Genomic DNA, 14,144 nt, shown 5'->3' on the forward strand with positions numbered 1-14,144 from the left:
CGCATCCATGGGGCCGGATCGAGGGGTTTGGCCCTGAAAGACAGGCCCGTTGCCCGCTATGGGTGGTTTACTCATATTGAGTTTTGCGGTTATGCTGGCCCCAGATATTGTGGGGGCACAATGAAACTGAGCAGAGCAATCGCGATTGCCGTTATTGCAGGTTCCTTGGGGCTCGGCGCTGCTGTCGAGGCCCAATCCCTGAAAAACGTGGATCAACCGAACGAGTTTCCGCCCGCGTCCTACAAGGCGCGGCAATATGTGGATAGCAAGGGCTGTGTCTATATTCGGGCCGGTGTTGACGGAAGCGTCACTTGGGTGCCGAGGATGAGCCGGGACCGCAAAGTGCTATGTGGGTTCAAGCCGACACAGGTTGCTGGGGCGAGCAAGCAACAGGCCGCACCGCGTCTTGATAAGAACGTTGTGACGCTCAAGGCGGCCAAGCCCGAGCAGGGTGCACCGAAAGAGACCGCTGCGCCTGTGACAACTGCACGCGCCAAGCCGACTGCCGCGCCGACACCGCGTCCGGCGGCACCGGCGAAGCCTCGCGCCGTGGCGATTGCACCAGCGAAACCCGCCAAAGCGATGAAGCCCGCCACGAAACCGACTGCGAAACCTGCCAAGACGGTGAGTGCGCCTGCCACCAAGAAGCCGCGCCGCGATCTTGGCCAAGTGCCGCGCCGCGCTGGTGTGGCGTCGCCTTGCCGGGCTGGGGCCGGAACCTACAGAGGCATGGCTGTGCGCTGTGGACCGCAATCCGAGCTGCCTTACACGCCGGGCACGGGCAACCCGACCGCGACGGCGCCGGTGATCAAGATTGACCGCCGAGGATCGTCCTATCAGGGGGCCGTGTCGGGGCAGGTCGTGCGCGAAGGTGAGGTTGGTCCGGATGTGCGCGTTGTGCCGCGTCATATCTATGAGAACCGCAAATACGCCATGGTGCAGGTGGAGCCACCTGAAGGGTATGTACGGGTGTTCGAAGATGGCCGTCTTAACCCGCATCGCGGAGAACAGACTTTTCGCGGCAAAGCGCGGATGGACCAGATTTGGCATTCGGGTGTGCCGCATGAGCTTCGTCGCGGAGAGGCCGGAACGTCGATGGTCGTCTCGAGCAAAGGTGCGGCCCCGGTCGTGTCGACCAAGAGCAGCCCGAACCGCAAGACGCTTCGCATTGGCGGGCAGGGCTATGTCAAAGTCGCGACCTATACTGATTACACCGCCGCCCAGAGCGCGGCGCGCAAGGTGCGGGCGCTGGGCATGCCGGTGCGGATCGGCACCTATGAGTCCAGAGGTGTGACCCGGCGCATGGTGTTGGCGGGCCCTTATGGCGATGCCGAGCGCGCAGGAAGCGCGTTGGCCAAGGTGCGCGGGGCCGGGTTCGGGTCTGCCGTGCTGCGCAAGTAAGCCAATTGTGGAGCTGGGGAGGGACGGTGCTAGCCGCCGCAAATCCCCTGAAGCGCCACCCAATCTCCATCTGATAGCACGGGCCTTGGCGAGGTCTCGAAGGGATCGGCCTCGATCAGGGGGAGGGTGCTTTCGCCTGATGGGTCGAGCGCATAGGCATAGGGTGTCGATTTCACTTCAAACTTCGTGAACAAGCCGAGCAAGGTTTCGGACTCGGGGCGCGGTGGCGTGGCCAGGGCCATTTCTTCGGCATGGGCGCGCAGCGTGTTTTCCGGCAACGCGCCGGTGGTCAGCAGGCGCAGCGTTGTCAGCGGTCCGTGCGCTTCGAGCAGGAGGCGCAGGGGATCGCGGGCAGCGGCATCGGCTTTGGCGGCGAGAACGTAGCCCGCGGCCACGTCTGGCTCTTCGTAGTCTTCGACGATGGCGCGGTTGAGAAGGATAGTGCCGCCGGGCAGTGGCAGGGTTTCCCGCACGCCGCCACGCAACACACCCAGACGGGGCACGTCGAGCCTCTCAGCCAGACGCGCCAGCGCAGGCGTGGCGAGAAGCCCGCGGCAGGGTTCCCCCGTCAGCCGCGTCATTTCGCGTTCGAGTTCTTGGCCGATCTCGATGCGCTTGGCGTCCGGCACAACGCTCAGCGTGTGATCGAGGAGCGCGCCCGGTAGCCAGAATACCGCCAGTGCCGCCACAGAGGCAATGGACGCGCTCAGCGTCACGAGGCGGAGCCGTCCGGGGCGCGGGCGGCGGCGGTCGATGGCGGCGCGGAGGCTCTCGATAGCCTCGATCATATGCGCCTCGCTTTCGTCGAGCTCGAGGGTTTCGCCGGGATCACCGTCGGGCGCATAAATCGCTGGGCGTTTTCCTTTGTTGAGGCGCGAGACAGCAGGCAGGGACCAATGCGCAAGCGGGCGGTCCTGTAGATCGGAGATCGTCAGGGTGGCCTCGCCGATAGAAATGATCACATCCCGGCGCTGGGCATCGGGTGCAGCACGCCAGAGGCCAGAGGCCTCGAGCCGTTCGAATTTTGTCAGGGCCGTCTTGGTCATGGATGTCGCGCGGGCTGCTCTGCCTCTTGGAAGGCCAAAGGATAGCACGGGCCGGGGCCGGGCGGCAACGCAGAGCGGGATTTACATGCGAGGTTTTGACGGCTAGGGAGCGGGCATGTGGACCTCTGTTGTGAAGACGCACCTGCGCGCTTTGGCGCGAATTACGGTCCCGGCCTGAACTGCCGGGCCGGGCTGCCGTCTGCCATTTTCACGTGCCAAGTTCAGAGAGCCGGCGCACGCAACAAAGGTGTTCTTCATGTTTTCAAATGACCCAACCCTACACATGATCTGCGGCAAGATCGCTGCTGGCAAATCGACGTTGTGCGCCGAGTTGGCGCAGGCACCGGGGCATGTGCACCTGTCTGAGGATGCATGGCTTGCGGCGCTCTACGGCGAAGAGATGAGCAGTTTGCAGGACTACGTGCGCTATGCCGCGCGGCTCCGTGCCGTGGTCGGGCCGCATGTGGCGGCGCTCTTGCGCGAGGGGGTGTCGGTGGTGCTCGACTTTCAGGCCAATACGCGGCAGGCGCGGGATTGGATGCGCGGAATCCTCGACGAGAGCGGCGCGGCGCATGTGATGCATGTGCTTGATGTGCCGGACGAGGTTTGTCTCGCGCGGCTTGCCGCGCGCAATGCGGCGGGCGGGCATGAGTTCGCCCCGAGCGAAGCGCAGTTTCGTGAGATCTCGCGGTATTTCACCGTGCCGATGCCGGAGGAAGGCTTTGCGATCCAGTGGCATGACTAGGGGGCGGCCCAAGCGGCTGTTCCCGCTTGGGCGCTCTGGCAATCAGAGGGTTTTCGCCTGCTCGCGCAGTTCGAATTTCTGAATCTTGCCGGTCGAGGTTTTGGGAAGTTCTTGAAACACGACCTTTTTCGGGGTCTTGAACCCGGCGAGTTTTTCACGGGCGAAGGCGATGATCTCGGCTTCGCTCACCTCTTTGCCCGGCAGGAGTTCGACAAAGGCGCAGGGGACTTCGCCCCACTTCTCGTCCGGTTTGGCGACGACGGCGGCGAGCGAGACGGCCGTGTGGCCCATCAGGACGCCTTCGACCTCGACCGAGGAGATGTTCTCGCCGCCTGAAATGATGACGTCCTTGGCGCGGTCGGCGATCTGCACGTAGGTGTCGGGGTGATGCACAGCGATATCGCCGGAATGGAACACGCCGCCCTCGAAGGCCTCGGCCGTGGCTTCGGGGTTCTTGTAGTAGCCCTTCATGACGCCGTTGCCGCGGAACATGATCTCGCCCTGTGCGACGCCGTCGCGGGGGATGTCGTTGAGGTGCGAGTCGGTGACGCGGAGTTCCTCGATACAGGGCATCGGCACGCCCTGACGCGATTTCACAGCGGCGCGTTCGTCGCCTTGGAGCGGATCCCACTTCGCCTGCCATGTGCATTCGGTGGCGGGGCCGTAAACCTCGGTCAGGCCGTAGACATGGGTGATATTAAAGCCGAAATTCTCGATCGCCTTGAGGGTCGCGGGGGCAGGGGGGGCGCCGGCGGTGAAGACTTCGACGGTATGGTCGAAGGTGCGGCGTTCCTCGTCGAGCGCGTTGACGATCATGTTGAGGACGATGGGCGCGCCACCAAAGTGGGTCACGCCTTCGTAGTGGATCGCGTTGTAGATCGCCTGCGCCGTGATATCGCGGCAGCAAACAATGGTGCCACCAAGAAGCGGCATCATCCAGCTATGGCACCAGCCGTTGCAATGAAACAGCGGCACGATGGTGAGGTAGGTCGGGTGCAGCACCATGCGCCAGCTCACGACCTGCGCCATGGTGTTCAGGTAAGCACCGCGATGATGATAGACGACGCCCTTAGGACGGCCCGTGGTCCCGGAGGTGTAGTTGAGGGCGAGGCTCTCCCATTCGTCTTCGGGCATGATCCAGTCGAAGTCCGGATCGCCGGAGGCGAGGAGGTCTTCGTAGGTCATATGTTTGCCGGAGGCATGCCAGCCGTCGAAATCATCGGCGACCTCAATGATCTTGGGGCCGTCCCCGTCCATTTTGGCAATCGCGGCTTCGGCCACGTCGAGAAATTGCGGATCGACAAGCACCGCCTTGGCCCCGCCATGTTCAAAGATATAGGCGACGGTATCGACATCGAGGCGGATGTTGATGGCATTGAGGACCGCGCCGCAGGCGGGGACGCCGAAATGCGCCTCTACATGGGCGGGCAGGTTCGGCAGGATTGAGGCGACCACGTTGCCGGGTTCGATCCCGAGTTTCACGAGGCCCGAGGCAAGGCGGGTGCAGCGCTCATAATGCTCGGCATAGGTCGTGCGGTGTTTGCCATAGACCACCGCGAGGTGATCCGGCCAGACATCGCGGGCGCGTTTGAGATGCGTCAGCGGTGTCAGCGGCGCATAGTTTGCGGCGCATTTGTCGAGCCCGGTTTCATCGGCCATCCATCCCATCGGAGCCTCCTCCCTTGATTCCTCGGTGGTTTGTCGGTTTTACGACAGAACCGTGCGACGATGGTAGTTCGTAATGCTACGTAGGCGCGCCTTGAGGGAGAGAAAAGACCGATGGATGGGGCAGGGAACAGACCGCTTGCAGCGGCATCGGCGATGTTGGTCGCGATGGCCGTGATCGGTTTTGTCGATACGTTCATTGGCGAGATATCCCAGACGGTTGGCCTCTGGCAGTTTCATGCGATGCGCTCGGCCTTCATGATGCCGCTTCTGGTCTTGATGCCGGTCTTTGGGCTTGGCGTGTTGCGGCCCCGGCGATGGCGGCGGGTTCTGGCGCGGTCGCTGGTGCTTTCGACCTCGATGATGCTCTACTTCGGGGCGCTCGGACTGATGCCGGTGGCGCAGGCGCTGGCGGGGATGTTCACCTCACCGATCTTTGTCCTGCTCATTAATGTCGCGGTGATGGGGCAGCGGATCGGGATCTGGCGCAGTGGGGCGGTGTTGCTTGGCTTTGCGGGAATCCTCCTTGTGTTGCAGCCGGGGACCGCCGGGTTCAGCCCGGCCATGGTCATGCCGGTGGCGGCGGGGTTCTTCTATGCCGTCTCCGCCATCGCGACGCGGAGTTGGTGCGAAGGAGAAAGCGCGGTGACGCTTCTTGGGGCGAATATGGCGATGCTCGGGGTGATCGGCCTAGTCGTCGCACTTGGGCTGTCGGTCTGGGGCGGGGGGAGCACGGGGTTCCTTTTGCGTGGCTGGACGTGGGACGTTGGCGCGGCGCTGCCGTGGATCGTGCTTCAGGCGGTCTGCTCGCTTGGGGCGGTGTTCCTGATCGTCCGGGCCTACCAGATGGATATCCCGACCAACGTGGCGGTGTTCGAATACGCCGTGATGGGGTTCGGCCCGGTCTTTGCGTGGCTGCTTTGGGGGCAGGGGCTTGGGATCTGGCAGATCGCGGGAATCGCGCTCATCGTGGTGGCGGGACTCGTGATCGCGTTGCGTTCGGGCGAGGCGCAGCCGGGCTAGCCGGAGGATTTTCGGCGGTGCCGGAAACGACAACGCGGCATTTCCGAAGGATTATTTCGCGAAATGGAAACAATGCCGCAAAAGGACCGCTTTTCGGACCAACAGGTTCCATAGAGATTTAAGCAAATCCTATCCAGCGAACGCCAATCGCCAAACTGTGAGGGAAAGATGTTTGGATGGGTGACTTCTGGGCCGGATGCTGTTCGGTCGGGACGCGCGAAGGCGCAATATGAAGATCCGGTGCTGAACGGCGCCGGGTGTGGATTGATTGAGGGCACGACCGTGGCGACGCAGGATGGCTGGCGCGCGGTGGAAACCTTGCGCAAGGGCGAGAGCCTTCTGACATTTGACGGCGGCGCGCAGCAGGTGATTGCCGTGATCCGGGATCAGATCTGGGGCGGGATCGGCGTTTGCCCAAAGCACCTCTGGCCGCTGCACGTGCCACAAGGGGTGATTGGCAATGGCCGGGAGATGCTGGTGATGCCGCATCAGGGCGTGTTGATCGAATCCGATGAAATCCTCGACCAATGGGGCGATCCGTTCGCCGTGATCCCGGCGGCGGCGCTTGAAGTGCTGGATGGGGTCGAACGTCAGGAACCTTATGGCACTGTCGAGGTCGTGTTGCCGATCTTCGAAGAAGACCAAATGATTTTTACCGACCAAGGTGCCTTGTCATTTTGCCAGGCACATTGGGGGGTGAGCGTGGGATATATCCCCAAACATGGCGCGGCGCATAACTACAATATGCTGCCACTCACGGTTGCGGCGCGTCTTCTTGAGGAGAGCTACATGCCGGATAATGTCGATTACGGCATGGCCTGAGCAAACCACATCCCGCGAAACTGAAAACGCCCGGTCCTGAGAACCGGGCGTTTTCGTTTGTTATAGGCTGTTGGCCTCAGGCTGCGGCAGCCTTGGGGCCAAAGCGGCCATAGAAGCTCTGGTTCTTGTCGGCCATCTCGCGCAGGAGCGGCGGGCAGGCGAAACGGTCGCCGAACTTCGCCTGAAGCGCATCGCACTGTTCAGCGGCCCAAGGCGCACCAACGATGTCGAGCCAGGAGAAGGGACCACCGGACCACGGCATGAAGCCCCAGCCGAGGATCGCGCCGACATCGCCTTCGCGGATATCTTCGAGCACGCCGGCCTCGAGCGCACGGACGGCCTCGAGAACCTGCGAGAAGATCAGGCGGCGCTGCACTTCGGTCAGTTCGGGCTGGTCGTCAGCCATCGGGAACTTCTCGTTGAAGCCTTCCCAGTAGCCAAGGCGTTTGCCCTTCTCGTCATAGTCGAAGAAACCGGCTTTGGATTTGCGGCCCAAGCGGCCTTCGTCGACCATCCAGAAGGTCACGTCATCGGCAATCGACTTCGGATAGGCATCGCCCATCGCTTCCATCGTCGCCTTGGCGATCTTCGCGCCGAGGTCGAGGGAGGTCTCATCGACAAGCTGGATCGGGCCAACGGGGAAGCCGAGAAGCTGGGCCGCGTGGTCGATCAGCGGACGCGACACGCCTTCGCCTGCCATCATCACGCCCTCGTTGATGTAAGGAATGATGCAGCGGTTGGCATAGAAGAAGCGGTCATCATTGACGACGATCGGTGTCTTGCGGATTTGGCGCACGTAGTCGAGCGCTTTGGCCACGGCGCGATCGCCGGTTTCCTTGCCCTTGATGATCTCGACAAGCGCCATCTTCTCGACCGGTGAGAAGAAGTGGATGCCGATGAACTGATCCGCGCGCACAGACGCCTTGGCCAGCCCGGTGATCGGCAGGGTCGAGGTATTGGAGGCAAAGATCGCATCCTCAGGGATGATCGCCTCTACCTTCTTGGTCATCTCGGCCTTGACCTTGGTGTCTTCGAACACGGCCTCGATGATGAGGTCCACGTCCTTGAGCGCATCAAGGTCAGTGGTGGCGTTGATCTTGGCCAGAAGCGCCTCTTTCTTTTCAGGTGTCGCTTTCTTGCGGGCGATGCCCTTGTCCATGAAGCTTTCCGAGTAGGCCTTGCCGCGGTCTGCGGCTTCCTGGTTCTGGTCGATAAGGACCACATCCATGCCTGCCTTGGCCGAGACCAGCGCGATGCCCGCGCCCATCATGCCTGCGCCAAGAACACCGATCTTCTTGACCCGTTGATCGGGCACATCGGGGCGGTTCGCGCCTTTTTCGAGCGCTTCCTTGTTGACGAAGAGCGACCGGATCATGGCCGAGGAGGACGGGTTCATCAGCACGTGGGTGAACCAGCGCGCCTCGATCTTGAGAGCGGTGTCGAAGGGCACCTGCGCGCCTTCATAAACGGCCGACAGAAGTGCTTTGGCCGCCGGGTAGACGCCCCAGGTATTGCCGTTGACCATGGCATTGGCACCGACAAAGGTCATATAGCCAGCGGGATGATAGGGATCGCCGCCGGGCATCTTGTAGCCCTTTTCGTCCCAAGGCTTGACGATCTTCGGCTCTGACAGCACCCATTCGCGAGCAGCGGCCATCGGGTCTTCGCTCACTTCGTCGATGATGCCTGCGGACTTGGCTTTCTTTGGCTCGACCATCTTGCCCTGAAGCAGGAACGGCGAGGCCGCCATGGCGCCCATCTTGCGCACAAAGCGCGTCGTGCCACCGGCGCCGGGGAAGATCCCGACCATGATTTCCGGCAGGCCGATGCGGGCCTTTGGGTTGTCGGCGGCGAAGATGCGGTGACAGGCCAGCGGCAGTTCGAGGCCAATACCCGCGGCGGTGCCGGGAAGGATACAAGCGACGGGTTTGCCGCCCTTGTTGGTCTTCGGATCCATGCCGGCGCGTTCGATTTTGCGCAGCAGGGTATGCATCTGCATGATGCCGTCGAAGAGGCCCTTGGCCGGATCGTCGCCCGCCTGTTCCTTCATCACGGCGAGGAGGTTGAGATCCATGCCGCCCGCAAAGGAGCCTTCTTTGCCCGAGGTGATGATGATGCCTTTCACGGCGTCATCGGCCATCGCCTTGTCGAAACAGGCTTCGAGTTCCTCGAGGCCGACAAAAGACATGACATTCATGGATTTGCCGGGCACGTCCCAAGTAATGGTGGCGATGCCGTCGGCGTCGGTCGCGTAGTGGAATTCGGTCATCTTGTCTCTCCTTACACGCGTTCGATGATGGTGGCTGCGCCCATGCCGGACGCGATGCAGAGGGTGGCGAGGCCGACTTCCTTGTCCGAGCGCTCAAGCTCGTCCAGAAGCGTGCCGATGATGATCGCGCCGGTCGCACCAAGCGGGTGGCCCATGGCGATGGAGCCGCCGTTGACGTTGACGAGGGACGGATCGACATCAAACGCCTGCTGGAAGCGCAGCACGACCGAGGCAAAGGCCTCGTTGACCTCGAACAGGTCGATGTCGGAGATCGCCATGCCGCTATCGGCGAGGATCTTCTGGGTCGCGGGCACGGGGCCGGTCAGCATGATCGTCGGATCGGTGCCGATCTTGCAGGTCTGGCGGATGCGGGCGCGCGGCTTGAGGCCGTATTTCTTGCCGAATTCCGCGTTGCCGATCAGGACGCCAGCCGAGCCATCCACGATGCCCGAGGAGTTCCCGGCGTGGTGGATGTGGTTGATCTTGTCGAGATGGGGGTATTTCATCATCGCGATCTTGTCGAACCCGGGCATGACTTCGCCCATTTCGGCGAAGGAGGCCTTGAGGCTGCCAAGCGCCTGCATGTCGGTGCCGGGGCGCATGTATTCGTCATTGTCGAGAATGGTCAGGCCGTTCACATCCGTCACCGGCACAATGGATTTCTCGAACCGGTTGTCGGCCCAGGCCGCGGCGGCACGGTTCTGGGATTCGACCGCGAGGGCGTCGGCCATATCACGGGTAAAGCCATATTCCGTCGCGATGATGTCGGCGGAGATGCCTTGCGGGACGAAGTAATGTTCCATGGCGACGGTCGGGTCGACGGCAACGGCAGCACCGTCCGAGCCCATGGCCACGCGGCCCATCATCTCCACGCCACCGGCGATATACGCCTCGCCCGCACCGCCGCGCACCTGGTTGGCGGCGAGGTTCACGGCTTCCATGCCCGAAGCGCAGAAGCGGTTGATGGCAAGGCCGGGGATCGATTCATCGAGGTCGGAGGCGAGCACGGCAGTCCGTGCAAGGCAGCCACCCTGTTCCTTGACCTGAGTCACATTGCCCCAGATCACGTCTTCGACCGCGTGACCGTCGAGGCCGTTGCGGGATTTCAGCGCGTTCAGCACCGTGGCGGAGAGGCGCACGGAGGTCACCTCGTGCAGGGCGCCATCCTTGCGGCCCTTGCCGCGCGGGGTGCGCACGGCGTCATAGATATAGGCTTCGGTCATCGTGGGTCTCCTTTCTCAAGCCCGGTCCGCGGGGGATCCGGGCATCAGGTCGTAGGGGTGTTTCCACCCCGGCGTTTGTTGAATATTGGTCAGCCAGCGGTCGATGTTCGGCCATTGGGCGCGATCAAAGCCGAAGGGCTCGGGATAGAAGAGGTAGCCGCAGCAGGAGAGGTCGGCGTTGGTCATGCCGTCGCCGACAATCCAGTCGCGGCCCTCGAGATGGGCGTCGAGCGTCTTGTAGGCAGCCTTGAGGCGGCCTTGCATGAATCCGATGACCTCGGCCGGGCGCTTGTCCTCGGGCAGGAAGTTCATCAGGAAACGGGTCATACCGGCCTGCGACGAGAGCTTGTGGTTGTCCCAGAGAACCCAGCGCAGGATCTCGCGGCGCTCCTTGGCGTTGGCCCCGCCGAACTTGCCGGATTTCTCGCTCACGTAGTCCTGAATCACGCCGGATTGCGACAGGGTCAGGTTGCCGTCTTCCAGGATCGGCGCTTCGCCCATCACGTTTTTCTCGAGGAATTCCGGGCTGCGATTGATGCCGGAAAAGAAATCTACGAAGACCGGCTCCCAGTCGAGGCCGGAGAGTTCCAGCGCCAGCGCCGCCTTATAGGCATTGCCGCTTTCGCCGAAGCAGTGAAGTTTGATGGTCATGGCGTCCTCCCAGTCGTCCTTGCCGCGTGTGATCCGTGTCGGGCAGCGGGGGTTTCACACCCCCGCACCCCCGTGGAGTATTTTTACAGAGAAGAAGGGGGGCGGTTTTACCGGGCATTAAGGTTAACGCGCCACCTTCTGTCTTGCGGTACAGGCTGGAGAGCCGATGACCGCCAGAGGAGAAGCTCCGTCGTCCCGCCCGGGTGCGTCCGAGACAGACCGCGGCCGGATGGCGGAGTGGACCTCCCCTGTCTTCTTCTCTGGAAAAATACTCAAATACGCCGACCGTGCCAGATGCGAAAACCTGTCGGGTCGGGGGGCAGTCTCCTTCTTTTCTTGCAAAGGCGAGGGCGGGGAGGTCCCCGCCCGTGCCAGTTCGTGTCTTGCTCAGAACGCCTCGGCGTCGAGCCCCATAACGGTGTCGGCACCAGACTGGATGCGCGCAAGGTGCATCGCGGTCGCGGGCAGGCGACGGGCCATGTAATAGCGTCCCGTGGTCAGCTTCGTCTCATAGAACGCTGCGTCGTCCGTGCCAGCGGCCAGCGCGGCGTTCGAGGCCTTGGCCATCTTCGCCCACATCAGCCCGAGGCAGACATGCCCGAAGAGGTGCATGAAGTCATAGGAACCTGCGAGCGCGTTGTTGGGGTTCTTCATGCCGTTTTGCATGAAATACATCCCTGCGGCCTGAAGATCCTTGGAGGCTGCTTTGAGCGGTTCGATGAAGTCTTTGAGACCCTCGTCGTCGCTGTTTTCCTTGCAGAAATCTTTGACCATCTCGAAGAAGGCCATGACGTGCTTGCCGCCATCCTGGCCGAGTTTGCGGCCCACGAGGTCAAGCGCCTGAACGCCGTTTGCGCCTTCGTAGATCATCGCGATCCGGGCGTCGCGGGTGAACTGCGACATGCCGTGCTCTTCGATATAGCCGTGGCCGCCATAGACCTGCTGGGCCAGCACGGTCATGTCATAGCCTTCGTCGGTCAGGAAGCCCTTGATGACCGGGGTCATCAGAGAGATCTGGCCGTCGGCGTCCTTGTCGTCTTTGCGGTGGGCCGCGTCGATCAGAGTCGCCCCCCAGAGAATGAAGGCGCGCGCGCCCTCGGCAAAGCTCTTCTGATCCATCAGCGAGCGACGGATGTCAGGATGCACGATCAGCGGATCGGCGGGGCCGTCAGGGTTCTTGGTGCCGGTCACATCGCGGCCTTGCAGGCGGTCCTTGGCGTAGTCAACTGCGTTCTGATAGGCAACTTCGGCTTGCGACAAGCCCTGCATACCGACGCCGATCCGGGCCTCGTTCATCATGGTGAACATGGCGCGCATACCTTTGTGCTCTTCGCCGAGCAGATAGCCTTCTGCTTCGTCGTAGTTCAGCACGCAGGTCGAGTTGCCGTGGATGCCCATTTTCTCTTCGATATTGCCGACCGAGACGCCGTTGCGGGCACCGACGTTGCCATCGTCATCGACAAGGAACTTGGGCACGATGAAGAGCGAGACGCCCTTGATGCCCTCGGGGCCGCCGGGGATTTTGGCGAGGACGAGGTGCACGACGTTGTCGGACATGTCGTGGTCACCAGCCGAGATAAAGATCTTCTGACCGGAAATCTTGTAGCTGCCGTCGCCCTGCGGTTCGGCCTTGGTCCGCATCAGGCCGAGGTCGGTGCCGCAATGGGGTTCGGTCAAGTTCATGGTGCCGGTCCACTCGCAGGACACCATCTTGGGCAGCCATTTGGCCTTTTGGTCATCGGTGCCGTGGGCGAGGATGGCCGACGCGGCGCCGTGCGTGAGACCCTGATACATGGTGAAGGCCTGGTTCGCCGAGGAGAACATCTCGCCGACGGCAGTGCCGAGCACGTAGGGCATGTTCTGCCCGCCGTATTCCTCGGGCATGTCGAGGCCGGTCCAGCCGCCTTCTTTGACCTGCTCGAAGGCGTCCTTGAACCCTGTCGGGGTATAGACGACGCCGTTTTCAAGACGGCAGCCCTCGATGTCTCCGACCACATTCAGCGGTGCAAGCACTTCGGAGGTCAGTTTGCCGGCTTCCTCGAGCACGGCATTCGTGAAGTCGCTTTCCAGCTCGTCATAGCCGGGGATATCGGATCCGGAGACGTTCAGCACATCGTGCAGAACGAACTGCATGTCTTTCACGGGGGCTCTATATGTCGGCATCAGATCTCTTCCCTTATTACTCTGCTGCTTTTTTCGTATTGCTCATCGAGGCGATGACTTTCTCACCCCATTTGAGCTGTTCCTTGAGGTCGTCGATGGCCTCGTTCAACTCGTCGCGTTGTTCCACCATGTCCTGAAGCCGCGCTTGGGCGACTTCATAGGTGCGCTGGAGTTGGGTCGCCTGCTGGTCGCCCATGTCATAGAGGTCGAGCAGCTGGCGGATTTCTTCGAGCGAGAAACCAAAGCGCTTGCCGCGCAGGATCAGCTTGAGCCGAGCGCGGTCGCGCTTGGTGAATAGGCGCTTCTGGCCTTCGCGGATCGGGAACAGGAGTTCCTTGGCCTCATAAAAACGCAAGGTGCGCGGCGTGACATCATAGGCGTCGCACATCTCGCGAATGGTCATTGTTGCATCGTGCATGGCGGTACCCCTGAGCTTGGCGTTCGTCATGATATTTGGTGTCTGAGCGCCGGGTTACAATGTTGCTTGACGTTAACGTAACTGTAACGCCGCGTCACTTTCAAAGTTGACGTGGCGTTTGTGAAGGTAAAGTGACAAATCTCGGAAAATAACGGAAATCTGACGTGGCGTCGCGACCGGACGAGCGAGAAGGCGCGCATGAAAAAGCCCCGGTCGCGGGGCGACGGGGCTTGCCTGAAGCGGGAACGTTCGTGCGGATCAGAGGGCTTTGAGAGCGGTTTCCGTCACGTTGCGCAGGGATTTCAACTCGTGCATGGCTTCCTCGAGTTGGCTTTTTTGTTCCTCGAGTTCTGCGAACTGCCGGTCGGCCATCTCGATGAAGGCGCGCATCTGGGCCTCGGTGCCTTCTTGTTCGTAGATCAGGAGCCATTGGCGGATGTCTTCGAGCTTGATGCCGAATCTGCGGCCGCGCATGATCAGGGTCATGCGAGCGATCTCACGCGGACCGAAGTAGCGCGAACGGCCTTCGCGCTCTGGCTGAAGCAGTTCGATATACTCGTAATAGCGCAGGGTGCGGGGCGTCACATCAAAGCGCGCGCACATTTCCTTAAAGCTCAATCGGGTTTCGGACATTTCGCGTTTCTCCCTCCGCCGGAAACTTAGGACGCTGCGTGAGAAGGTGCAACCGCCCCCTTGCCGCGCCTGCGAAATAGGGATC

The 14,144-nt window shown here is 61.9% G+C and carries 12 protein-coding genes; 4 read left to right on the forward strand and 8 right to left on the reverse strand.

Features of this window, described 5'->3' with window-relative positions:
- Positions 1 to 120: 120 nt before the first annotated feature.
- Entirely contained in the window at positions 121 to 1,401 is a 1,281-nt protein-coding gene (locus tag R1W01_RS10730) for an SPOR domain-containing protein (protein WP_297756650.1), read from the forward strand.
- Positions 1,402 to 1,430: 29 nt separating this feature from the next.
- Here the strand turns inward: R1W01_RS10730 and R1W01_RS10735 are convergent, their stop codons facing one another.
- On the reverse strand, positions 1,431 to 2,447 hold the full coding sequence (locus tag R1W01_RS10735) for a hypothetical protein (RefSeq protein WP_243612210.1): 1,017 nt from the start codon (positions 2,445 to 2,447) through the stop codon (positions 1,431 to 1,433).
- A gap of 256 nt (positions 2,448 to 2,703) precedes the next feature.
- Between R1W01_RS10735 and R1W01_RS10740 the strand changes: the two genes are divergently transcribed.
- The gene (locus R1W01_RS10740; RefSeq protein WP_297756649.1) at positions 2,704 to 3,192 is read left to right on the forward strand and encodes an AAA family ATPase; all 489 of its coding nucleotides are present in this window, start codon (positions 2,704 to 2,706) and stop codon (positions 3,190 to 3,192) included.
- A gap of 42 nt (positions 3,193 to 3,234) precedes the next feature.
- Here R1W01_RS10740 and R1W01_RS10745 read toward each other — a convergent pair whose 3' ends face one another.
- The gene (locus R1W01_RS10745) at positions 3,235 to 4,860 is read right to left on the reverse strand and encodes an AMP-binding protein (RefSeq protein WP_297756648.1); all 1,626 of its coding nucleotides are present in this window, start codon (positions 4,858 to 4,860) and stop codon (positions 3,235 to 3,237) included.
- Between the two features lie 153 nt (positions 4,861 to 5,013).
- Here R1W01_RS10745 and R1W01_RS10750 point away from each other — a divergent pair, with 153 nt between their 5' ends.
- Complete coding sequence (locus R1W01_RS10750) at positions 5,014 to 5,880, forward strand: DMT family transporter (protein ID WP_297756647.1); 867 nt, start codon at positions 5,014 to 5,016, stop codon at positions 5,878 to 5,880.
- A 168-nt stretch (positions 5,881 to 6,048) separates the two neighbouring features.
- Positions 6,049 to 6,702 carry a Hint domain-containing protein gene (locus R1W01_RS10755; RefSeq protein ID WP_243612206.1) on the forward strand — a complete coding sequence of 218 codons (654 nt, stop codon included), beginning with the start codon at positions 6,049 to 6,051 and terminating at the stop codon, positions 6,700 to 6,702.
- Between the two features lie 76 nt (positions 6,703 to 6,778).
- Here R1W01_RS10755 and R1W01_RS10760 read toward each other — a convergent pair whose 3' ends face one another.
- From R1W01_RS10760 to R1W01_RS10785, 6 genes are all read right to left on the reverse strand, one after another.
- Positions 6,779 to 8,971: a 3-hydroxyacyl-CoA dehydrogenase NAD-binding domain-containing protein gene (locus tag R1W01_RS10760; RefSeq protein ID WP_297756646.1), complete on the reverse strand. Its 2,193-nt coding sequence runs from the start codon at positions 8,969 to 8,971 to the stop codon at positions 6,779 to 6,781.
- Positions 8,972 to 8,982: 11 nt separating this feature from the next.
- Complete coding sequence (locus R1W01_RS10765) at positions 8,983 to 10,194, reverse strand: acetyl-CoA C-acetyltransferase (RefSeq protein ID WP_297756645.1); 1,212 nt, start codon at positions 10,192 to 10,194, stop codon at positions 8,983 to 8,985.
- 15 nt (positions 10,195 to 10,209) lie between these two features.
- Positions 10,210 to 10,845, reverse strand: a complete 636-nt coding sequence (locus tag R1W01_RS10770; protein ID WP_297756644.1) for a glutathione S-transferase family protein — start codon at positions 10,843 to 10,845, stop codon at positions 10,210 to 10,212.
- Between the two features lie 387 nt (positions 10,846 to 11,232).
- Positions 11,233 to 13,008 carry an acyl-CoA dehydrogenase C-terminal domain-containing protein gene (locus tag R1W01_RS10775; protein ID WP_297756643.1) on the reverse strand — a complete coding sequence of 592 codons (1,776 nt, stop codon included), beginning with the start codon at positions 13,006 to 13,008 and terminating at the stop codon, positions 11,233 to 11,235.
- Positions 13,009 to 13,024: 16 nt separating this feature from the next.
- Complete coding sequence (locus tag R1W01_RS10780) at positions 13,025 to 13,426, reverse strand: MerR family transcriptional regulator (protein ID WP_243612201.1); 402 nt, start codon at positions 13,424 to 13,426, stop codon at positions 13,025 to 13,027.
- A gap of 258 nt (positions 13,427 to 13,684) precedes the next feature.
- Positions 13,685 to 14,059 carry a MerR family transcriptional regulator gene (locus R1W01_RS10785; RefSeq protein WP_243612200.1) on the reverse strand — a complete coding sequence of 125 codons (375 nt, stop codon included), beginning with the start codon at positions 14,057 to 14,059 and terminating at the stop codon, positions 13,685 to 13,687.
- Between the last annotated feature and the right edge of the window lie 85 nt (positions 14,060 to 14,144).

It is taken from the genome of Shimia sp. FJ5 (genome assembly GCF_032918335.1).
Lineage (GTDB): Bacteria > Pseudomonadota > Alphaproteobacteria > Rhodobacterales > Rhodobacteraceae > Shimia > Shimia aestuarii_A.